The sequence below is a fragment of the Streptomyces lavendofoliae genome, from assembly GCF_014649735.1.
Lineage (GTDB): Bacteria > Actinomycetota > Actinomycetes > Streptomycetales > Streptomycetaceae > Streptomyces > Streptomyces lavendofoliae.
Window position 1 is genome coordinate 151,284 of the sequence record NZ_BMTP01000016.1, and the last position, 20,073, is coordinate 171,356.

Consider the following 20,073-nt stretch of genomic DNA (forward strand, 5'->3'; position numbering starts at 1 on the left):
CTCCTACTTCTCACGCATGGCCGGGTCGGGATGCTCACCCTCGGTCTCGACGCGGTACTCGCGCCCGAACATCTCCTCGTGCTGCGCCATGACCCGCTCGCTCGGCGGCTCCTCACCACCGTGGATCTGCGCCTGCAACTGCTCGAAGCGCTCGTGCGCCTCCCGCACGTAACCGGCGCCCAGGGTGGTCAGGTCCATCTGGGTGTCGAGCAGCTCCCGCAGATACGCCTTGTTCGGCTCGAACGTCAGCACGTTCGGCAGCTCGGGCGCCAGCACCGACTCGGGGTCGCGCCCGTCGTGCCGGCGCATCAGGTCGCACGCCAGGTGCAGGTGCTCCAGCTCCATGTTGAGGTGCAGCTCCCAGACGGCCTTCACCTTGGGGTCGCTCTCCTGCTCCATGAAGGAGTAGTACAGGTAGCACTCGTTGTACTCGTGGTTGACGAGCTGCTCCCACCATGTCTCGCCCGGGTCGACCAGGGACTCGTAGTGCGTGACGTGCTCCTCCTCGATGAGACCGATCTCCTGGTAGAGCTGGCGGGCGATCGGCTCCATGTAGGTGGGGCCGGTGTTCATGTAGAAGTTCATCGTCTGCTGCTCCGCCGACATGATCGTCAGCGCGTGCAGCTTCGACAGCGGGTCGGTGGCGTTGCGGTCGTACGCGTCGCGCACGTTGTCGAAGGGGTGGCGGTGGTGGTACTTCGTCGGCCGGCCCGGCATGACCTCGGTGAGGTTGTCGACGATCGACTCGGCCTTGCGGTGCTCGATCATCTCGTACAGGTTCGCGTACCGGTACAGGTGGTCGAAGTCCTCCAGCACGCCGAACTGGTACGCCTGCTTCAGGTAGGGGTCCGGTTCCATCCGGGCCACCCAGGCGGTCAGGTCGACCGCGACCTGCTCGTACGCGATCGTCGTCTCCAGGACCGACGACACGCCGGGCAGCAGCCAGTTCACCACCTTCTGCTGCTGCGCCTCGATGTACCGGGTCTGGGCCAGCTGCCGCTTGACCTCGGGATCGATCGTGTTGCGGGCCAGATTGTGGCTGAACAGGATGGCCTCGACCTCGATGCCGTTCATCGTGATGATGCGGCACCGGGTGTACGGATCGCAGTGGTCGGGGTCGATGGGGCTGACGTCGAGCTCGCGCCAGTTCCTGAGCTGGCGGTCCAGCGGGATGCCACGCTGCTGCAAGGGATTGAACGTCATTCATGCCTCCATGGGGGTGCACGGCTGGGTACCCCCGTTTCCGCCGGAGGAACGGGACAGGGACAGGGGCCTGTTCATCCCTGGCCATTTCCACCGCCGGCATCACGCGGGCCGGCTCGGCGCCACTCCGCCGGCGGTACGCTCCGGCTCACCCGCTCCGGGGCAGCGGCCCCACGTCCGAGTGACGACCGGGCCGGACCGCCACGTGGCCCCGGCCGGGCCCAGGGCCGTCGCCCGCCGCCAGGGCGTTCGCGACGGCGCCGGTCACGAGGGCGTACACCGCCTTGTGCGCGAGGTCCCCCACCAGCTCCTCGCGGGGCCAGGCGGAGGGCGGAGCGCCGGCACCGGTGGCGTTCTCCAGGATCTGGTCGTCGGTGAGGCGGACCACCGCGAAGCGCCGAGGACACCGGCCCGCGCAGCCCGGCCCGCGCCATGACGGAACGCGGCACTCCGAGGGCGGCAGCCTGGCCGAAACGCATCGCCCGGTGGATGGCGACGGGTTGCTTCCCGGGACGTTCGGGCAGGCCGGTCAGGCGCTCCGGCCCCCGGCCCGGCACATGCGGGTCGGGTCGGCCCTGCTCGCCTGCTCGATCTTCTCGCCAAGGGTCGTCACGACGCCTCCGGCGGTTCCCGCCGGCGGGCCCTGCCACAGCACACGCGATCATGGCGTGCCGGGTATTCGCCCCCGGTGCGCTCACCCACCGCGTCGGGCCGCCCGGCCACCCGCCACCACCCCTGGCGGCGACGGCCGGATGCGGGCGGGGGTATGTTGCCGGTACCGACGGGCAAAACCGCGCAGCCGAACGGAGAGACGGTGTGGAGCAGCGTTCACCCTGGGTCGTCTACGCGAACTTCGTCTCCGACGCGGCCCTCGGACTCGAGGCGGGCGCCGTGCTGGAACGGTGGGCGACGCAGGCTCCGCGCAAGGTGTGGCTGCTGGGGCCCGGGGACATCCTCGTGTCGCCGGTGCCCGTGTCCCGGGACTTCATGAGCTACGCGCTCGGTCTGCTGGGCGCCCCGGACGACGCCGTGTCCGTCATCCACGCGCCTCCCCGCCGGGGCGTCGCCATGGCGGAGGCGCTCCGGGACGACGGCCGGCTGGAGGCGCTGAGCCGCCTCGCCGCCGGGCGGGCGGGGATCACCCTGCTGCCGACCGCGCTGGACGCGTCCACGGTCGCCCTGGCCGAGGAACTGGGGATGGCGGTGACCCCGTACCGCTCGGCGCGCGCGGCGGCCGCCGCGCTCGACGTCACGTCCCGGCTGAACACCAAGGCGGGGTTCCGGCAGGTCGCCGCCGAGCTGGGCATCCGCACCCCGGAGGGCCGGACGTGCCGCCGCGACGGACTGCACGACGCGGTGCGCGAGCACCTCGCCGCCCACGGGCGGGTGGTCCTCAAGCCCGACCGGTCGGCGGGCGGCCACGGCATGACGTTCGTGTCACCGGGGGACCGGTGGTGGACCGGGATCCAGGAGGACGGGCTCGGCGGGGCGGACGGCCTGTGGGTCGTGGAGGAGTGGCTGGACGTGGCCCACTCCGTGAGCATCCAGATGGAGGCGGGGCCGCAGGGGGTCCGCCCGGTCTTCAGCGGGGAGATGCGCACCGCGGGCGCGGTGTTCACCGGGTACGTCTCCCCGCTGACCGGCGCCGCCGCGGGCGTCCGGACGGAGCTGGAGCGGTGGGGCGGGGCGCTGGGACGGTACCTGGCGGACCACGGGTACGCCGGGCCCTTCGGCATCGACGCGGTCGTCACACGGGACGGGACGCTGGTGGCCACCGAGAGCAACATCCGCCGCACGGCCACCACCACCCCCCAGGCCATGGTGGCCCGCCTGTCCCGGGCGGCCGGCCTGGAGGAGGACCCCGCGTGGCTCCTGGGACAGCGCCGTGCCGCCACCGTGTTCGGCTTCGCGGAGGCCGTCGACCGGCTGGACGCGGCCGGCATCGACTGGCGGAGCGCCACGGGGGAGGGCGTGGTCCTGTACGCGGACGCGCCCCATGACGGCCGGTCCTGGCGCTACGCCATCACCGCCCCGGAGCACGAGCGGCTGTGGGAACTGGAGGAGCGGCTGACGGACGTCCTGGGCCTCGACGGCCGGCCCGGGAGCCCGCAGCCCGACGGCGCCTGACCGGTCATCGCCCCGGTCCGGGCCCAGGGCGCACACCGCACCTGACCGGTCACCATCCCGGCGTCACCGCGTCGCGGACGCGAGCTCCTCGAGGAAGTAGGCCAGCGTCTCGGCACCCCGCACGAGGGCCTGGACCTCGACCTTCTCGTCATGACCGTGCCACCGGTCGTCCACCAGGCCGGTCCCGAAGAACAGCACCGGCGCGCCGAGCTCGCGGGCCAGCTGGGCCGCCGGCGCCGCCCCGCCGTTGCGCATGCGCAACGGCGGCCGGCCCAGCGCCCGGGACATCGCCCGCTCCAGGGCGGCCGCCGCCGGGTGCTCCGACGGCGTGAGATAGGGATCGGAGATCGTGGACGAGATGGTCAGGTCGTACTCGTAACCGTCCACGCGGTGCTCGTCCACCCACCGGCGCAGCTGCCCGGCGACCTCGTCCGCGGTCTGGTCCGGCACCAGGCGCAACAGCAGATCGGCCCGCGCGACCGGTGGGATCACTCCGCGCGACGGTTGCTCGGCGTCCCCGCCCAGCAGGCTGCTGACCTCGACGGACGGACGGGTCCAGATGCGCTCCAGCGGACTGCGGCCGTGTTCGCCCCGGATGGCGCGGGTGTGCGACTCCCGGAGCCACGTCGCCTCGTCGAAGGGGATGGCGTCGAGTTCGTCCTGTTCGCGCGGCGACAACGGGGCCACGGCGTCGTAGAACCCCGGCAGGGTGACCCTGCCCTTCTCGTCGTGCAGCAACCCCAGCAGGCGGCACAGCTCCGTGCAGGCGTTGGGCGCGACACCGGCGACCGCCCCGCTGTGCACGTCGTCCCGCGCTCCGCGTACCTCCAGCCGCCCGTTGACCGAACCGCGCACACCGGTGCACACCGCCGCGTCGGACAGCGACCACAGCATCGTGTCCGACACCATGACGACGTCCGCCGCGAGCTGCTCCGCGTGCTCCGCGAGCAGATCCGCCATGTGCACCGAGCCGGTCTCCTCCTCGCCCTCGACGAACAGCTTCACGCCCACCGCCGGGGCGGAGCGCCCCGTCGCCGGGTGGGCGCGCAGGGCCCACAGGTGGGCCAGCGCCTGCCCCTTGGCGTCGGACGCCCCCCTCCCGTACATCCGTCCGTCGCGGATCACCGGCGAGAAGGGGGACGTCTCCCGCCACTCCTCCGCCTTCACGGCGTGGACGTCGTGGTGGCTGTAGACGAGCAGGGTCGGCGCCGACGGGTCCTCGGCCGGCCAGTGCGCGTACACGGCCGGCAGGCCCTCGGTCTCCCACTCCTCCACCACCGGAAAGCCGGTGGCCCTCAGGGCGGAGGCCAGCCAGCGGGCCGAGCGGACGACGTCCGGGCGGTGCGCGGGGGCGGCGGACACGGACGGGATGCCCACCCACTCGGCCAGGGCCGCCAGCATCTCCGCCTCCCGGCGGTGCAGCTCCCGTCGTACGCGCGGATCTCGTTCGCCCATCGGTCCTCCTGCCGAGGTCGCCCCGTGCCGGCCGGCCCCCTTCAGCGGTCACCCCATGTCACCGGGCGAGTAACCGCCGTACGGGGAACCATGCCACCGGCCGGACCACCGGGAGCCCCGCCGCCTCCCGCAGGTCCGGCTGAACGCCCGCGCCCCCGCGAATGCCCCGTCCGCGCCCGCGCGCCCACCGGCGTACCCCCGAGCGCCCCGTTCGCGGCATTGCGGCCCCCGGGCGCGGCCCACCAGAGTGGGGGAGCTGTGCAGGACGCCGACAAGATCGAGGGGGCCCCGTGAGGTACGCGCGCCAGAAGACGGTCCGGCCGGTGACGCCGACACGGCGGCGGGCGGCGGTCACGGCGGCCGCGCTCGCCGCCGCGTGTGCGCTGGGGCTGGTGACCGCGCCACCGGCGAGCGCCGAGGTCAAGTCCACGTGCGGCCGCTACATCTGCGTGGCCACCGCCTACCAGGGGCGTGACTACGTCCAGGACATCACGGTCACCACCCGCGACGGCCTCCGGGGGACGCTGCGCGCCTTCGTGGGCGACCACCGGGACAGCAAGGCCGGTGTGTCGCGGTGGAGGTTCGTCGTCAACCGGGAGATCAGGGCCTACCCGCGGCTGGCCGTCTGCGGAGGGCTGGACCGCAGCGGCAGGGTCATCGAGAACCACTGTGTGATGATCCCCTGACACCGGCACCGCCGCTACGCCGCCGTGAGGGCGCGCAGCTCCGGGACCCCGGCCACCGCCTGGTACACGGGCTCCAGGTCCGCCCGGGGGACGGGGCCCGCGACGGACAGGACGCGGCGGACGCGGCGTACCAGCGCGTCGCGGCCCGGGGCGCCGGGTCGCAGCCGCTCCGCGAGGGACCCGGCCTCGTTTCCCAGGACACCGCGGAAACAGTGGGAGGCGCAGAAACCGTCCTCGAACCAGTGGGTCAGCGACTCCAGCACGCCCCGTGGTTCCCCGACGGCCTCCAGCCGGAGCCGGTATGCGGCCCAGAGGTGCTCCCGGGTCTCCTCGTACGCGTCGGTCCACGCGGAGAACACCGAGGTCACAGCCGGTTCGTCGAACAGGTCCACGAGGCCGAGTACGACCCGTACGGTCTCCTCGGCGCCCGGTCCGGCAGTCCCCATCGCCATGTCCGCCCATATCAGGGCGGACTGACGGGTCGTCAGGGAGGTGCCCGGCATCGCAGGGTGCCGCCAGACGCCGTCGGCGCCGCACGTGGCGCCCTGGGCGATGAGCCACCGGCGGGGCTTCCTCGTCGGTGGCGGTGGCGGTGGCGGTGGCGGTGTCTGGGGCGGCGTCGGTGTCTGGGGCGGCGTCGGGGTTGCTGGGGGTGGCCATGAGGGTCCTTTCCGGGGGAGTGATCGCCGTGGACGAGCGATCACCGTAGACGACCGGGCCGTCGCCCCCGCCCGCCCGGATCCCGCCCCCGCCGCGAGGGAGGCACCCGGGCGCGAGGGGTAGCGTGTGCGCCGGCCGCGTGCACTCCCGCCGGTCCGCCGCTCGCGCCCCGTGTGCGAGCCGTGCCCGGAGCGGGCGGCACGATCGGGAACCGGCCACGGCTCGTTCGTGTCCCAGGGGGTGAAGACCCGCGGCAGGGGGGACGGAAAGATGAAGGCGTGGGTGGTCCCCGGCTACACGGAGACCGCAGAACTCGGCTCGGGCGCCAGCGGCCGGGTGGTACTGGCGGTGCACGACGGAACCGGCACTCCCGTCGCGGTGAAGTACCTCGGCGACCGCCTGCGCCGGGACCCGGCGTTCGTGGGGCAGTTCCGGGCCGAGGCCCGGCTGCTCGGCGCACTGCGGTCGCCCTACGTCGTCCAGCTGTACGAGTACGTGGAGGCGCCCGACGGCGCCGCCATCGTGATGGAGCTGGTGGACGGCCTGGCCCTGCGCGCGGTGCTCAAGCAGTCGGGACACACCGACCCCGAGGCCGCCCTCGTCGTGCTCAAGGGCTCGCTGCTGGGCCTGGCCGCCGCCCACCGGGCAGGCGTCGTGCACCGCGACTACAAGCCGGAGAACGTGCTGGTCGCGGCGGACGGCTCGTCCAAGCTGGTGGACTTCGGCATCGCCGCCGACCACGGCACCACACCCGGCGTGGCCGGGACGCCCGCGTACATGGCCCCCGAGCAGTGGCAGGGGCGCCCCGCCTCGCCCGCGGCCGACGTGTACGCGGCGACCGCCACGTTCTACGAGTGCCTGACCGGACGCAAGCCGTTCACCGGGCAGAACCTCGCGGAGCTGGCCCTCCAGCACATCGAGGCCCCCGTACCCGAGGCCGAGGCCCCCGAACCGGTGCGTCCGCTCATCCGCCGGGGCCTCGCGAAGCGGCCCGAGGAGCGCCCGGAGGACGCCGAGGCGTTCGTGGCCGAGCTGGAGGTCCTGGCCCGCACCGCGTACGGGCCGGACTGGGAGGAACGCGGACAGCGCAAGCTCGCGGCACTCGCCGCGCTGCTGCCGCTGCTGTTCCCCTCGGCGGGCGGCTCGCCGGCATCGACCACGGCCTTCGCCACGACCTCGCTGTGGGCACCCGGGCGGAGCGGCTGGCTGGGCGCCGGCGCGGCGCTCGCCCTGGGCCTGCTGCTGATCCTCACGCAGGCAGGGGCGTCGGAGCGGACGGGCGAGGTGGCGGCGGGCAGCGTGTCGGCGACGACCACCGCCGTCCCGCTCGCGGACGGTCCGGGCCGGGCCGCGCCGCCCTCACCGGGCTCGTCGGCCTCGTCGTCGGCCGCGTCCTCGCCGTCACCGTCACCGTCGGCTTCGGAGCCGGGCTCCCCCGCCCCCTCCACGCCGGCCGGTACGTCGTCCCCGCCGGCGTCCGCGCCCACCTCGGCCGGGCCTCCGGGCTCCCTCCCCGGTACCCCGACGGCCCCGACGACCGTGACGCCGCCGGACACCGGGGCGACGACGGCACCGCCTCCCACCACCGCGCCGCCACCCTCCCCGCCGGCGAGCGTGGAGGCGGTGACCGTGACCTCGTTCCGGCAGACCGGCTTCACGACGGCCCAGGTGACGCTGTCCGTCGACGCCTCCGGCCCGGCGACCGTCCTGCTGGAGTGGTTCAGCGGCGACGCGCGGGGCACGCTCGGCGCGCCCGAGGGCTCCATGACCTTCCCCTCCGGTACGGCGGCGACCGCCCGGACCCTGACGTTCTCGGGCCAGGGGTGCTACTGGGGCGTACGCGCCACGACCACCCCGGCGGCGGGCAACGGAGCCGCGAGTCGGCAGATCCTCATCAGGCGGTGCGAGATCCGGTGAACGACGACGACTACAGCGCCACCGCCCTCGGCAGCGAGTGGATCAGCGGGCCGCCCGGACCGTCCGGCCCGGCCGGGCGGACCCTCGTCGCGCCCGACCGGGCCGACGGCTCCGTGCTGCGTTTCGGGCCGGGCGTCACCGCCGCCGCCGTGGCACCCTTCCCGGTCGTCCCGGGACCGCCCGCTCGGCGGCGCGGCCTGCGCCGGTACGCCCTCGCGGCGGTCGTCCTGGTCCTGGTCCTCGGCTACCTCGCGTGGCAGCGTCACGGGCCCGGCGTCGAGGTCCGGGAGGTGGCCGTGACCGCCGACCCGGACGGGCCGGCCTGTGGGGCGGTGGCCGACGTGGTGGCCGTCGTCCGGACGAACGGCCGCCCCGGAACCCTCGCCTACCGGTGGGTCCGCAGCGACGGCACCCGCTCCGAGCGGCTGGCCGAGCGGATGCCGCAGGGCCGGCGGGAGGCCACCCTGCACCTGTTGTGGACCTTCCAGGGCCCGGGGCACTACCGGGCCGAGGCCCGGCTGGAGTTGCTGGAGCCCGTCGAGCGCACGGCGTCCGCCCGGTTCACCTACGACTGCGCGCCCTAGCGGGGGACTCGGCCCGACCCGGACTCCGCGCCCGACCCCGACCCGGACTCCGCGTCCGACCCGGGCCCGGACTCCGCGTCCGACCCGGGCCCGGACTCCGCGTCCGACCCGGGCCCCGGCTCCGCATCCGATTCCGACCCGGACTCCGACCCCGACACCGGATCCGCGGAGGGGCTGCCGGGCCGGCCCGGGTGGTGCCCCGGCCGGGTCGGCGGACCGGCCAGGGGAGTGGGCGACAGGTCGGCCGGTTCCTCGCCGGGCTCCAGGAGGGTGTCGGCGGCCCCGACGATCAGCGGATCGGGGTCGCCGACGGCCGCCACGTCCTTGTTGTCGTAGTCGATGCGCCACAGCAGGCTGCGTATCGCCTCCAGACGGGCGCGCCGCTTGTCGTTGCTCTTCACCACCGTCCACGGCGCGTGCTCCGTGTCGGTCGCCCGGAACATCGTGACCTTGGCGGCCGTGTACGCGTCCCACAGGTCGAGCGACGCCAGGTCGGTCGGCGACAGCTTCCACTGCCGTACCGGATCGACCTGCCGGATCGCGAAACGGGTGCGCTGCTCGGCGCGCGACACCGAGAACCAGAACTTCACCAGCAGGATCCCGTCCTGGACGAGCATCGACTCGAAGATCGGGCACTGGCGCAGGAACCGTTCGTACTGCTCGTCGGTGCAGAAGCCCATGACCTTCTCCACGCCCGCCCGGTTGTACCAGGAGCGGTCGAAGAAGACGATCTCGCCGGCGGCCGGCAGGTGGGCGACGTACCGCTGGAAGTACCACTGGCCGGCCTCCCGCTCGGTCGGCTTGTCCAGTGCGACGATCCGCGCGCCACGGGGGTTGAGCCGCTCGGTGAACCGCTGGATCGTGCCGCCCTTGCCCGCCGCGTCCCTGCCCTCGCAGATCACCACCAGCCGGGCTCCCGTGTCCTTCACCCAGCGCTGAAGTTTCAGCAGCTCGATCTGGAGGATGCGCTTGGTCCGCTCGTACTCCGCCCGCCGGATCTTCCGGTCGTACGGATAGTTCTCGCGCCACGTACGGATCGGCGCGCCGGCCGAGTCCAGCAGCACCGGCTGCTCCGGCCGGCTGTCGTCCACACTCAGGCCCGCCAGGAGATCCCGCGGCCGCCCCGGGTCGTTGTCCACCATGTCCCACGCGTACCCGGACCGGCCCGGATCACCGCACCCTCCCGGGGTGCAGCGGAGCGGCGGAGGGCGGAGCATGAACGTGAGTGAAGTGACCGACGCCGGAACGGGACCCAGGAGGGTGCCATGCCCGTCCGGGACGACGCCAAGGACGCCAGGGACGACGGCCGGTACGCCGACGCGCTCGTCGTACTGAGGAACGTCGACAAGCATTTCGGTGCGCTGCACGTGCTCCGGTCCATCGACCTGACCGTCGGCCGCGGCGAGGTCGTCGTGGTGATCGGACCGTCCGGGGGCGGCAAGTCGACCCTGTGCCGCGCCATCAACCGGCTGGAGACCGTGGACTCCGGCGAGATCCTCATCGACGGAAGGCCCCTGCCCGCCGAGGGGCGGGAGCTGGCCGCCCTGCGCGCCGACGTCGGCATGGTCTTCCAGTCGTTCAACCTGTTCGCCCACAAGACGGTGCTGGAGAACGTCACCCTCGGTCAGGTCAAGGTACGCAAGAAGGACAAGCGGGCCGCCGAGCGGCGGGCCCGCGAGCTGCTCGACCGGGTGGGCGTCGCCTCCCAGGCCGACAAGTACCCGGCACAGCTCTCGGGCGGCCAGCAACAGCGTGTGGCCATCGCCCGGGCGCTGGCCATGGAGCCGAAGGTGATGCTCTTCGACGAGCCGACCTCCGCACTCGACCCCGAGATGATCAACGAGGTCCTGGAGGTCATGCAGCAACTCGCCCGGGAGGGGATGACCATGGTGGTCGTCACCCACGAGATGGGCTTCGCCCGCTCCGCCGCGCACCGCGTGGTGTTCATGGCGGACGGCAGGATCGTGGAGGAGACCACACCCGACCAGTTCTTCAGCAATCCGCGCAGCGACCGGGCCAAGGACTTCCTGTCCAAGATCCTGCACCACTGACCCCGCGCCCCACCGCGCACTCCACCTCCAGGGGTGATCACCATGAACCCGCACCAGCGCAAGCTCAGCAGGGCCGGAGTGGCCGTGGCCGCCGCGCTCGCCCTCTCCCTCTCCGCCGCCGCGTGCGGCGACGGCGGGGACGGCGGATCGGACGGGGACGGCGACAAGATCAACGTCGGCATCAAGTTCGACCAGCCCGGCGTCGGCCTGAAGACCCCGGACGGGTCGTACACCGGATTCGACGTCGACGTGGCGACCTACGTCGCCCGGCAGCTCGGCCACGAACCCGGCGACATCGTCTGGAAGGAGGCGAAGAGCGCCGACCGCGAGACCATGCTCCAGCGCGGCGACGTCGACTTCATCGCCGCCTCCTACTCCATCAACGACGAGCGGGCGAAGAAGGTCGACTTCGCCGGTCCCTACCTGCTGGCGCACCAGGACGTCCTGATCCGCGCCGACGACAAGTCCATCACCAAGCCCTCCGACCTGAACAACAAGAAGCTCTGCTCGGTCACCGGCTCCACGTCCGCGCAGAACGTCAAGACGAAGCTCGCCCCCGACGCCCAGCTCCAGGAGTACGGCGGCTACTCCGAGTGCCTGACCGGCCTGGAGAACGGCGTGATCGACGCCGTCACCACCGACGACTCGATCCTCGCGGGCTACGCCGCGCAGGACCAGTTCCGGGGCAAGTTCAAGCTCGGCGGCTTCAAGATGAGCAACGAGAACTACGGCATCGGTGTCCAGAAGGGCAGCGAACTGAAGGCGCGGATCAACAGCGCCCTGGAGAAGATGGTCTCGGACGGTTCCTGGGACAAGGCCGTGCAGAAGAACTTCGGCCCGGCCGGCTACCGGAACGAGCCCGCCCCGAAGATCGGCACGATCGCCAAGTGAGTGGGCCGACGTGTTCGACTTCCTCACGGGGTACGACCTGCTGGGAGCCTTCTGGGTGACGGTGCAGCTCACCGTCTACTCCGCGATCGGCTCCCTGGTCTGGGGGACGCTGCTGGCCGCCATGCGCGTCAGCCCCGTCCCCCTGATGCGGGGCTTCGGCACCGCCTACGTCAACATCGTCCGGAACATCCCACTGACCGTGATCATCGTCTTCACCTCGCTCGGACTGTTCCAGACGCTCAGCATCAGCCTCGGCGCCAAGGACTTCACCACGATCAACTTCCGGCTCGCCGTGCTCGGACTGATCACCTACACCGCCGCCTTCGTCTGCGAGGCGCTCAGGTCCGGCATCAACACCGTCCCGGCCGGCCAGGTCGAGGCGGCCCGCGCCATCGGGCTGAGCTTCCCGCAGGTGCTGCGGCTGATCGTGCTGCCCCAGGCGTTCCGGTCGGTCGTCGGGCCGCTGGCCAACGTCCTCATTGCGCTCACCAAGAACACCACCGTCGCCGCCACGATCGGCGTCGCCGAGGCCGCCCTCCTGATGCGCGAGATGATCGAGAACGAGGCCCAGCTGATCCTGATCTCCGTGATCTTCGCGTTCGGCTTCATCTGCCTCACCCTCCCGACCGGCCTCCTGCTCGGATGGGTGAGCAAGAAGGTCGCGGTGAGGCGATGAAGAGCCGGCCGTCCGCCCTGTACGACGTCCCGGGCCCGCGGGCGCGGCGCCGCAACGTGCTCTACACCGTGCTGTTCCTGCTCGCCCTCGCCCTGCTGATCTGGTGGGTGGCCCGGAGCCTCGCGGACAAGAACCAGCTGGAGTGGTCCAAGTGGGACCCGTTCTTCACGGACGCCCGGACGTGGACCACGTACATCCTCCCCGGCCTCAAGAACACGGTGATCGCCGCGGCCCTCGCCATGGCGATCGCCCTGCCCCTCGGCGCGCTCCTCGGCATCGGCCGGCTCTCCGACCACGCGTGGGTGCGCGGCGCGGCCGGCGCGGTGGTGGAGTTCTTCCGCGCCATCCCGGTCCTCATCCTGATGCTCTTCGCCAACGCCGCCTACGCCGAGTTCACCGACATCAGCCCGGAGACCCGCCCCTTGTACGCGGTCGTCACCGGACTCGTCCTGTACAACGCCTCCGTCCTGGCCGAGGTGGTACGGGCCGGCATCCTCGCCCTGCCCAGGGGGCAGACCGACGCGGCCAAGGCGATCGGCATGCGCAAGGGCCAGACCATGACCCACGTACTTCTCCCGCAGTCCGTCACGGCCATGCTCCCGGCGCTGGTCAGCCAGCTCGTCGTCATCGTGAAGGACACCGCGCTCGGCGGCGCGCTGCTCAACTTCTCGGAGCTGCTCGCCTCCGTCCGGCCGATGAGCGCGAACTACGGCGCGAACACCATCGCCAGCTTCACCGTCGTGGCCGTCGTCTTCGTCGCCCTCAACTTCGCGCTCACCACCTTCGCGGCCTGGCTCGAACGCAGACTGCGGCGCGCCAAGAAGTCGACCGGCGCGGTGGTCCGCGTCGACGCGGTCGAGGACCTCGCCACGCCGGGCGAGCACGCGGGGCCGGCGGACGTACGGGCCGACGGGCGGGCGGACGACAGGAACTGACGGGCGCGGGTAGGATGTGCTCCTACGCTCAGACGCAGCCGGGGCCCGTACCGCACTCAGGTACGGGCCCCGGCCCATTCCGGCGCCGGCCCGCGCGGGCGCAGGATCGAGGAAGGTTCCCCATGAACGCGACGCCATCAGCCCCCGGCCGTCCCGGTGCGGGCAGGACCGGACGTGACCGGGCGCCGCGGGGCGAACTCTCGGTGCCCGACACGGTGACCCCGGGCCTGCCGCCCGCCGCTTCCTTCGCCGAGCTCGGCCTGCCGGACGAGCTGCTGGCGGCCATGACCGGCCTCTCGGTGCGCGAACCCTTCCCCATCCAGGCCGCCACCCTGCCGGACGCCCTGGCGGGGCGCGACGTCCTGGGCCGCGCGCGGACCGGGTCCGGCAAGACGCTGGCGTTCGGGCTCGCCCTGCTCACCCGCACGGCGGGCCGGCGGGCCGAGTCCAAGCGGCCCCTGGCCCTGGTCCTCGTACCGACCCGGGAACTCGCGCAGCAGGTGAGCGACGCGCTGGCGCCCTACGCGCGGGTGCTGGGGGTGCGGCTGGCGACCGTGGTCGGCGGGTTGTCGATCGGGAAGCAGGCGGCGTCCGTCAAGGCCGGCGCCGAGGTCGTCGTCGCCACCCCCGGCCGGCTGGCCGACCTGGTCGCCCGGCGGGACTGCCTCCTGAACCACGTGCGGATCACGGTGCTGGACGAGGCGGACCAGATGTGTGACCTGGGGTTCCTGCCCCAGGTCTCCGAGATCCTGGACCACACCCCCGCGGAAGGGCAGCGGATGCTGTTCTCCGCCACGCTCGACCGCAACGTCGACCACCTGGTCCGGCACTACCTGCACGACCCGGTGTTCGCCTCCGTCGACCAGGTGCGGAGCGCGGTCACGACGATGGAGCACCACGTGCTGCACGTCCACCCGGCCGACAAGTACGCCACCGCCACCGAGATCGCCGCCCGGGACGGGCGGGTCCTGATGTTCCTCGACACCAAGCTGGGCGTGGACCGGTTCGCCCGCCACCTGCGGGACAGCGGTGTACGGGCCGCCGCCCTGCACAGCGGGAAGTCGCAGCCGCAGCGCACGCACACCCTGGCGCAGTTCCGGGAGGGGGCGGTCACGGTCCTGGTGGCGACCGACGTCGCCGCCCGAGGCATCCACGTCGACGACCTCGACCTGGTCGTCAACGTCGACCCGCCCGCCGACTCCAAGGACTACCTCCACCGCGGCGGGCGCACCGCGCGGGCGGGGGAGTCGGGTCGCGTGGTCACCCTGGTCACACCGGGCCAGCGGCGGGACGTGAGCCGCATGCTGTCGGACGCCGGGGTCAGGGCGACGGTCACCCAGGTGCGGTCCGGCGAGGAGGCGCTGACCCGCATCACCGGGGCGAAGCGGCCCCCGGCCGGGAACAAGGCGAAGACCGCGAGCGCCCCCTTCCAGGGCATGGGCACCCGGACGGGCCGCCCCCCGAAGGAAACCCGCAAGTCCGCCGAGGCCCGCAAGCTGGCCGAGGCCCGCCGGGCCGCCCAGGCCCGCAAGGCCCGCTGACGGAAACCCCACCGGCCGGACCGGCCGACCCGCGAGCCGCGATCCACCCGTGCCGGGCCCCGCGCGGCGCCCTCCCGGCCCCTGCCCGCTCGCTCCGGCGTCCGACCGGCAGGCGCAAGGGAGGGCGACCGGGCGCCGCCCCGTTCCGGGGGGCCCGGCCGGCCCGCGACCCGGCTCGCGACGGCCGCCGGGCCGTGCGCAGGGCCGAGTCACGGGCTCTTCGGACGGACGGGACTCGCCGCCCCGCCGCCCGCCGGATCAGCGGCGCTCGGGCAGGTCCGCCTCGGCCGGCAGCGTCGCTGCGCTCCGCGCGGTGCGCGCCGACGCCGTCGCGGCCGGCTTCTTCCCGCAGAACGCGGCCTCCAGCGTCCCGCCGAGCGCCGTGTTCGCCGCGCCCCGGTTGGAGGTGTTCGCCATCGCCGAGAGGCTGCGGCGGCCGTCGCGGGTCGCGAAGGCGTAGGTGTAGAAGCCCTGCACGGTGCCGGTGTGCCCGTACACCCGGGTGCCGCACGTCAGGTCGTACCGGCGCAGGCCGAGCCCGTAGAAGCGGGTGTTCGTGGCGTCCGTCGGCGTGACCGAGGTCATGGCCTCCAGCATCCGCGGCGACAGCAGCCTGCCGGTCATCAGGGCGGTCATGAAGGTGTTCAGGTCCGCCGGGTCGGAGATGATCGCTCCGGCCGACTGCGCCCAGGAGACCGTCTGCTCCGTGGAGTCGACCAGCGGCGCGCCGGCCTCGTCGGGGTGCAGGTAGCCGCGCACGTGCGTGCCCTTGATGCGGGTGTCGGGGTGCACGTACGACGTGTGGCGCAGCCGCAGCGGCTCGATGATGCGGCGCTCGTACTCGCGGCCGACCGCCTTGCCGGTGACCTTCTCGATGAGCATGCCGACCACCACGAAGTTGGTGTTCGAGTACTTGTACGCGGCGCCGGGCTCGGTGGTGCGGGGCTCGGCGAGCGAGAGGTCGAGGAGTTCCCGGTAGCCGAACACCCGGTTGCGCACCGCCTCGAAGCCGGGCACGGTCTGGGCGAACATCTTGTCGGTGTAGTCCGCCAGCCCGCTGCGATGCGTCAGGAGGTGGCGCACGGTGATCCGGTCGTCCGGCAGCAGGCCGGGCAGATAGCGGTTCACCGGGGCGTCGAGCTCCAGCGCGCCCTCGTCCACGAGCTGGAGCAGCACCACGGAGGAGAAGGTCTTGCTGACGCTGCCGACGCGGAACCGCGCCCGGGTGTCCATGGCCGCGCCCGACACGCGGTCCCTGACACCGACCGCCCGCGTCCGCACCCCGTCGGGGCCGGTGAGGCGGGCCATCGCACCGGGCGCGCCGTTGGCCATGGCGGCCTTCAGCGCCGCGGTCACGCCCTCCATGTCCGGAGCGGGATCGGCGGTGGGGGCGGCGGCGGAGGCGGGAGCGAAAGGCACGGCGGGCTTGGCGGGCGCGGCGTGGGCGGCGGTGGCGGGAGCCATCGCGCCCACGATCGCGGCGATCAGGGTGGCGCTTACCGCCAGGCGTCGGTGCGGTGACACGGTCACGTCAGGTCCTCAACTCGATCGGTACGGCACGCGTGATGCGTGCGCGGGGAAACCGCGGGAGCACCGGCGCTCTGCACGCGCCGCCTCCCTTACCCATGGACCATGAGTCCCTGGGCGTCCGGTCGGTTCCCGACACGAGCGGTGCCGCGGCACCTTTTTGACCTGTGGTCAGCTCTCGCGCCGGCGCGGCGGCGTGGAGACGGCTGCCGAGGTGCCGTCCGCCGCGTCCCTCGCCGCGTCCGCCCGCCCGGGGAGCGGACTCTCGGCACATCCTCCCAGTGATTCGCATCTGCCATGGAGAAAGCCTCAGACAATTGCAGATGCGGCCCACAGGGGCCTAGCGTGGCGCACATGCAGTCCTACACTATTGGCCAGGCCGCACGGCTTCTGGGCGTCAGCCCGGACACCGCGCGGCGCTGGGCGGATGCCGGCCGGGTCGCGACCCACCGGGACGAAGCGGGCCGCCGTCTCATCGACGGGCGGGACCTCGCCGCCTTCTCGATCGAGGTCGCCCAGGGCGGCACCGGGGAGGAGGACGGTTCGTACACCTCCGCCCGCAACGCCTTCCCCGGCATCGTCACCGCCGTCAAGCTCGGCGATGTCGCGGCCCAGGTCGAGATCCAGGCCGGGCCGCACCGACTCGTCTCCCTGCTCACCCGCGAGGCCGTCGAGGAACTGGGGCTGGAAGTCGGCATGCGGGCCACCGCCCGCGTGAAGTCCACCAGCGTGCACATCGACCGCGTCTGACCCCCGCTTCCCCCGGACCCGTTCGGTCCCCCCGCCGCGGTGCCGGACCCGCATCCGGCGCGGCGGCCGGTCCACACCGGGCCGCGGGCACCGCCCGCCCCGCGCATCCCACCCAGGAGCCGACCCCATGCCCCGCACCACCACCCGCCGCGCCGTGACCGCCGTCCTCACCGCCGCCCTGCTGGCCCCCCTGGCGGCCTGCGCCGGCCAGGACGGGGGGAAGGACACCCCGGCGCCGGCCGGAGGCGACTCCGCGACCCCGAGGACGACGCACCTCACCGTCCTGGCCGCAGCGTCGCTCACCAACGTCTTCAAGACCGCGGGCGCCGCGTACGAGAAGTCCCACCCGGGCACGACGCTCACCTTCTCCTTCGCCGGCTCGCAGGAACTGATCGCCCAGGTCAGGCAGGGCGCCCCGGCCGACGCGCTGGTCACCGCCGACACCCGGAGCATGGACGGTGTGAGGGGCGAGGTCGAAGCCCCCACCGTCATCGCGAAGAACCGGCTCGTCATCGCCACCGCCGAAGGGAACCCCCGGAAGGTCGCCACGCTCAAGGACCTGGGTGACCCCCGGCTCAAGGTGGTGCTGGCAGCCCCCGGGGTACCGGCCGGCAAGTACAGCGCGAAGATCCTCGAAGCGCAGGGCGTGACGGTGAAGCCGGTGTCCCAGGAGCCCAGCGTCCGCGCCGTCCTCAGCAAGGTCGAACTGGGCGAGGCGGACGCGGGACTGGTCTACAGGACCGACGCGGACACCGTTCCGGGCAAGGTCGACGCCGTCCCGATCCCCGACGCGCAGAACGCCATCGCCGAGTACCCCGCCGCCGCGCTGAAGGACTCCCCGAACGCCGAGGCCGCCGCCGCGTTCGTCGCCTGGCTCTCCGGCCCCGAGGCGCGGAAGATCCTCGGGGAGGCGGGCTTCCAGCAGCCGTAGCCCCGCCCCCGACGCGTGGGGGCCGCCCCCCCGAGGGGGAGCGGGCGGCCCCGCACCCGCCGGCCTCGGGTCCGCTGCACCCTCCGCACTCGCACCCCCCGCACTCGCACCCCCGGCGCCCCGGCCCACACCCACCCCAGGACACCGATGAGACGTCTCACCCCGCGTACGCCCGTCGCCCTGGCGCTGCCCGCGCTCGCGGCCGTCGCCCTCCTGTCGCTGCCCCTGGTCGGCATCCTCGCCCGCACCTCGTGGAGCGAGCTGGGCGCGCACCTGGGCAGCCCCGAGGCCGTCGAGGCATTGCGACTCTCCCTCGTCGTGTCCCTCTGGTCCCTGGGCCTGTCGCTGCTGCTGGGCGTGCCCCTCGCCTGGCTGCTGGCCCGGGTGTCCTTCCCCGGCAAGGCACTGGTCCGGTCACTGGTGCTGCTGCCCATGGTGCTGCCCCCGACCGTGGGCGGGGTCGCGCTGCTGCTCGCCTTCGGCCGCCGGGGCGTGCTGGGACCGTGGCTGGAGGACTGGTTCGGCATCACCCTGCCGTTCCACACGTCCGGCGCGGTCGTCGCCGCCACGTTCGTCTCCATGCCGTTCCTCGTGATCAGCCTGGAGGGCGCGCTCGCCGGGCTCGACCGGCGGTACGAGGAGACCGCGGCCTCCCTCGGCGCGCCCCCGCTGCGCGTCTTCCGCACCGTGACCTTGCCGATCGTCGCCCCCGGGCTGGCGGCGGGCGCCGCCCTGACGTGGGCGCGGGCCCTCGGGGAGTTCGGCGCCACCATCACCTTCGCGGGCAACCTGCCCGGCAGCACCCAGACGCTGCCCCTCCAGGTGTACCTCCTCCTCCAGGACCGGCCCGAGGCCGCGACATCCGTCTCGCTGCTGCTGCTCGCCATCGCGATGGCCGTCCTCGTCGCCCTGCGCGGCCGGTGGTCCACCGCCCCGCGCCGCTTCGCCCCGGCGGCCACCGTCGACGGCCCCGACGGCGACGACCGTGCCGCCCCGCGTCGGCCGGACCCGGGGTGCGCGGCGGACGCCCCGGCGCACCCCGGGTCCTGGGCCCTGCACGCCGAGATCACCGGCTTCACCGACCTCGTGCTGGACGCCCCGCCCGGCACCACCGTCGCCGTCGTCGGCCCCAACGGCGCCGGCAAGTCGACGTTCCTGCGCGCCCTGCTCGCCCTGACCGACCGGGCCCACGCCCGGCTGACGCTCGGCGACACCGACGTCACCGGCCTTCCGGCGCACCGGCGCGGCGTCGCCTGGGTCCCCCAGGACGGCGCCCTGTTCCCGCACCTGACCGCGCTGGCCAACACCGCGTACGGGCTGCGCGCCCGTGGCGTACCCCGCGCCGAGGCGCGCGCAACCGCCCAGCGGTGGCTGGACCGCCTCGGCGTCGGCCACCTCGCCCACCGCCGCCCAGCCCAGCTGTCCGGCGGCCAGGCCCAGCGCGTCGCCCTGGCCCGCGCGCTCGCCGCACGCCCCCGGCTGCTGCTCCTCGACGAACCGCTCGCCGCCCTCGACCAGACCACCCGCGCCCATGTCCGCCACACCCTGCGCCGCCACCTCGACGGCTTCGGCGGCGTCTGCCTGATCGTCACCCACGACCCGGTGGAGGCCGTCTCGCTCGCCGACCGCGTCCTCGTCCTGGAGGACGGCCGGGCACTCCAGGACGCCACCCCGGCCGAGGTGACCCGGCACCCGCGCTCGCCCTGGGTCGCCCGCATGCTCGGCCGCAACGCCTGGCCCGGCAGTGCCACCGCCGACGGTCTGGCGCCCGTGGGCGGGACCACCACCGTCGTGGCCGCGGAACCGCTCCCCGAGGGCACCGACGCCCTGGCGATCATCGCCCCCGAGGCGGTGTCCCTCCACCGCGACCGGCCCACCGGCAGCCCGCGCAACGTCTGGCCCGGCACCGTACGGGAGATCACGGCGGTGGGCAGCCGGATGCGGGTCCTGGTCACCTCCGACGAGGCCCCGGACCTCGTCGCCGAGATCACCCCCGCGGCGGCCGCCGACCTGCGGCTGGCCGACGGCACACCGGTGTTCACAGGGGTGAAGGCGACCGAGGTCGCGCTGGTACCCCGCTAGGGCCTGTCTGACAAATGATCACCTGGCTGATTCACGGATCCAGAGGATCAGGGAGGC

The 20,073-nt window shown here is 73.5% G+C and carries 17 protein-coding genes and 1 pseudogene; 12 read left to right on the top strand and 6 right to left on the bottom strand.

All coding sequences use genetic code 11. The features are described from left to right. Nucleotides 1–3: 3 nt before the first annotated feature. The gene (locus tag IE109_RS26830) at nt 4–1,203 is read right to left on the bottom strand and encodes a hypothetical protein (RefSeq protein ID WP_189553930.1); all 1,200 of its coding nucleotides are present in this window, start codon (nt 1,201–1,203) and stop codon (nt 4–6) included. Nucleotides 1,204–1,351: 148 nt separating this feature from the next. Continuing rightward, entirely contained in the window at nt 1,352–1,591 is a 240-nt protein-coding gene (locus IE109_RS33375; protein ID WP_229891584.1) for a hypothetical protein, read from the bottom strand. A gap of 428 nt (nt 1,592–2,019) precedes the next feature. Here IE109_RS33375 and IE109_RS26840 point away from each other — a divergent pair, with 428 nt between their 5' ends. Beyond that, a complete protein-coding gene (locus tag IE109_RS26840; protein ID WP_189553931.1) occupies nt 2,020–3,330 on the top strand; it encodes a preATP grasp domain-containing protein in 1,311 nt (436 codons plus the stop codon). A gap of 63 nt (nt 3,331–3,393) precedes the next feature. Here the strand turns inward: IE109_RS26840 and IE109_RS26845 are convergent, their stop codons facing one another. Further along, complete coding sequence (locus IE109_RS26845; RefSeq protein ID WP_189553932.1) at nt 3,394–4,785, bottom strand: M20/M25/M40 family metallo-hydrolase; 1,392 nt, start codon at nt 4,783–4,785, stop codon at nt 3,394–3,396. A gap of 290 nt (nt 4,786–5,075) precedes the next feature. On the opposite strand from IE109_RS26845, the gene IE109_RS26850 reads away from it, so the two are divergent. Beyond that, nucleotides 5,076–5,471: a hypothetical protein gene (locus IE109_RS26850; RefSeq protein ID WP_229891586.1), complete on the top strand. Its 396-nt coding sequence runs from the start codon at nt 5,076–5,078 to the stop codon at nt 5,469–5,471. 14 nt (nt 5,472–5,485) lie between these two features. Here IE109_RS26850 and IE109_RS26855 read toward each other — a convergent pair whose 3' ends face one another. Next, nucleotides 5,486–5,923 carry a hypothetical protein gene (locus IE109_RS26855; protein ID WP_189553933.1) on the bottom strand — a complete coding sequence of 146 codons (438 nt, stop codon included), beginning with the start codon at nt 5,921–5,923 and terminating at the stop codon, nt 5,486–5,488. A 478-nt stretch (nt 5,924–6,401) separates the two neighbouring features. On the opposite strand from IE109_RS26855, the gene IE109_RS26860 reads away from it, so the two are divergent. Next, on the top strand, nt 6,402–8,048 hold the full coding sequence (locus IE109_RS26860; protein ID WP_189553934.1) for a serine/threonine-protein kinase: 1,647 nt from the start codon (nt 6,402–6,404) through the stop codon (nt 8,046–8,048). Further along, a complete protein-coding gene (locus IE109_RS26865) occupies nt 8,033–8,632 on the top strand; it encodes a hypothetical protein (RefSeq protein WP_189553935.1) in 600 nt (199 codons plus the stop codon). Before IE109_RS26860 ends, IE109_RS26865 begins: the two co-directional genes overlap by 16 nt. A 188-nt stretch (nt 8,633–8,820) precedes the next feature. Here IE109_RS26865 and ppk2 read toward each other — a convergent pair. Beyond that, nucleotides 8,821–9,774 (bottom strand): annotated as a pseudogene (ppk2, locus tag IE109_RS26870) (polyphosphate kinase 2); the annotation flags it as partial. Between the two features lie 123 nt (nt 9,775–9,897). On the opposite strand from ppk2, the gene IE109_RS26875 reads away from it, so the two are divergent. The 5 genes from IE109_RS26875 (at nt 9,898) to IE109_RS26895 (ending at nt 14,726) form a co-directional block, all read left to right on the top strand. Then, nucleotides 9,898–10,683 carry an amino acid ABC transporter ATP-binding protein gene (locus tag IE109_RS26875; protein WP_189553937.1) on the top strand — a complete coding sequence of 262 codons (786 nt, stop codon included), beginning with the start codon at nt 9,898–9,900 and terminating at the stop codon, nt 10,681–10,683. A gap of 42 nt (nt 10,684–10,725) precedes the next feature. Further along, nucleotides 10,726–11,574, top strand: coding sequence for a glutamate ABC transporter substrate-binding protein (locus tag IE109_RS26880; RefSeq protein ID WP_189553938.1), 849 nt, complete (start codon nt 10,726–10,728; stop codon nt 11,572–11,574). Nucleotides 11,575–11,584: 10 nt separating this feature from the next. Continuing rightward, nucleotides 11,585–12,250 carry an amino acid ABC transporter permease gene (locus tag IE109_RS26885; RefSeq protein ID WP_189553939.1) on the top strand — a complete coding sequence of 222 codons (666 nt, stop codon included), beginning with the start codon at nt 11,585–11,587 and terminating at the stop codon, nt 12,248–12,250. Continuing rightward, nucleotides 12,247–13,185: an amino acid ABC transporter permease gene (locus IE109_RS26890; protein WP_189553940.1), complete on the top strand. Its 939-nt coding sequence runs from the start codon at nt 12,247–12,249 to the stop codon at nt 13,183–13,185. Before IE109_RS26885 ends, IE109_RS26890 begins: the two co-directional genes overlap by 4 nt. 122 nt (nt 13,186–13,307) lie before the next feature. Then, nucleotides 13,308–14,726: a DEAD/DEAH box helicase gene (locus IE109_RS26895; RefSeq protein ID WP_189553941.1), complete on the top strand. Its 1,419-nt coding sequence runs from the start codon at nt 13,308–13,310 to the stop codon at nt 14,724–14,726. Between the two features lie 258 nt (nt 14,727–14,984). On the opposite strand, the gene IE109_RS26900 is transcribed toward IE109_RS26895, so the two are convergent. Then, complete coding sequence (locus IE109_RS26900) at nt 14,985–16,190, bottom strand: serine hydrolase domain-containing protein (protein WP_189553951.1); 1,206 nt, start codon at nt 16,188–16,190, stop codon at nt 14,985–14,987. Between the two features lie 417 nt (nt 16,191–16,607). On the opposite strand from IE109_RS26900, the gene IE109_RS26905 reads away from it, so the two are divergent. The 3 genes from IE109_RS26905 to IE109_RS26915 all read left to right on the top strand — a co-directional run bounded on the left by IE109_RS26905 (nt 16,608) and on the right by IE109_RS26915 (nt 20,016). Further along, the gene (locus IE109_RS26905; protein WP_189553942.1) at nt 16,608–17,003 is read left to right on the top strand and encodes a TOBE domain-containing protein; all 396 of its coding nucleotides are present in this window, start codon (nt 16,608–16,610) and stop codon (nt 17,001–17,003) included. Nucleotides 17,004–17,130: 127 nt separating this feature from the next. Then, nucleotides 17,131–17,934, top strand: coding sequence for a molybdate ABC transporter substrate-binding protein (modA, locus tag IE109_RS26910; protein ID WP_189553943.1), 804 nt, complete (start codon nt 17,131–17,133; stop codon nt 17,932–17,934). 147 nt (nt 17,935–18,081) lie between these two features. After that, nucleotides 18,082–20,016: an ABC transporter permease gene (locus IE109_RS26915; RefSeq protein ID WP_189553944.1), complete on the top strand. Its 1,935-nt coding sequence runs from the start codon at nt 18,082–18,084 to the stop codon at nt 20,014–20,016. The last annotated feature ends 57 nt before the right edge of the window (nt 20,017–20,073 follow it).

Bases quoted from the DNA above. Each gene is read 5' to 3' on its own strand.
- IE109_RS26830 (WP_189553930.1), bottom strand. From the start codon at position 1,203: ATGACGTTCAATCCCTTGCAGCAGCGTGGCATCCCGCTGGACCGCCAG.
- IE109_RS26845 (WP_189553932.1), bottom strand. From the start codon at position 4,785: ATGGGCGAACGAGATCCGCGCGTACGACGGGAGCTGCACCGCCGGGAG.
- IE109_RS26855 (WP_189553933.1), bottom strand. From the start codon at position 5,923: ATGGCGATGGGGACTGCCGGACCGGGCGCCGAGGAGACCGTACGGGTC.
- IE109_RS26860 (WP_189553934.1), top strand. From the start codon at position 6,402: ATGAAGGCGTGGGTGGTCCCCGGCTACACGGAGACCGCAGAACTCGGC.
- IE109_RS26875 (WP_189553937.1), top strand. From the start codon at position 9,898: ATGCCCGTCCGGGACGACGCCAAGGACGCCAGGGACGACGGCCGGTAC.
- IE109_RS26880 (WP_189553938.1), top strand. From the start codon at position 10,726: ATGAACCCGCACCAGCGCAAGCTCAGCAGGGCCGGAGTGGCCGTGGCC.
- IE109_RS26890 (WP_189553940.1), top strand. From the start codon at position 12,247: ATGAAGAGCCGGCCGTCCGCCCTGTACGACGTCCCGGGCCCGCGGGCG.
- IE109_RS26895 (WP_189553941.1), top strand. From the start codon at position 13,308: ATGAACGCGACGCCATCAGCCCCCGGCCGTCCCGGTGCGGGCAGGACC.
- IE109_RS26900 (WP_189553951.1), bottom strand. From the start codon at position 16,190: ATGGCTCCCGCCACCGCCGCCCACGCCGCGCCCGCCAAGCCCGCCGTG.
- IE109_RS26905 (WP_189553942.1), top strand. From the start codon at position 16,608: ATGCAGTCCTACACTATTGGCCAGGCCGCACGGCTTCTGGGCGTCAGC.
- modA (WP_189553943.1), top strand. From the start codon at position 17,131: ATGCCCCGCACCACCACCCGCCGCGCCGTGACCGCCGTCCTCACCGCC.
- IE109_RS26915 (WP_189553944.1), top strand. From the start codon at position 18,082: ATGAGACGTCTCACCCCGCGTACGCCCGTCGCCCTGGCGCTGCCCGCG.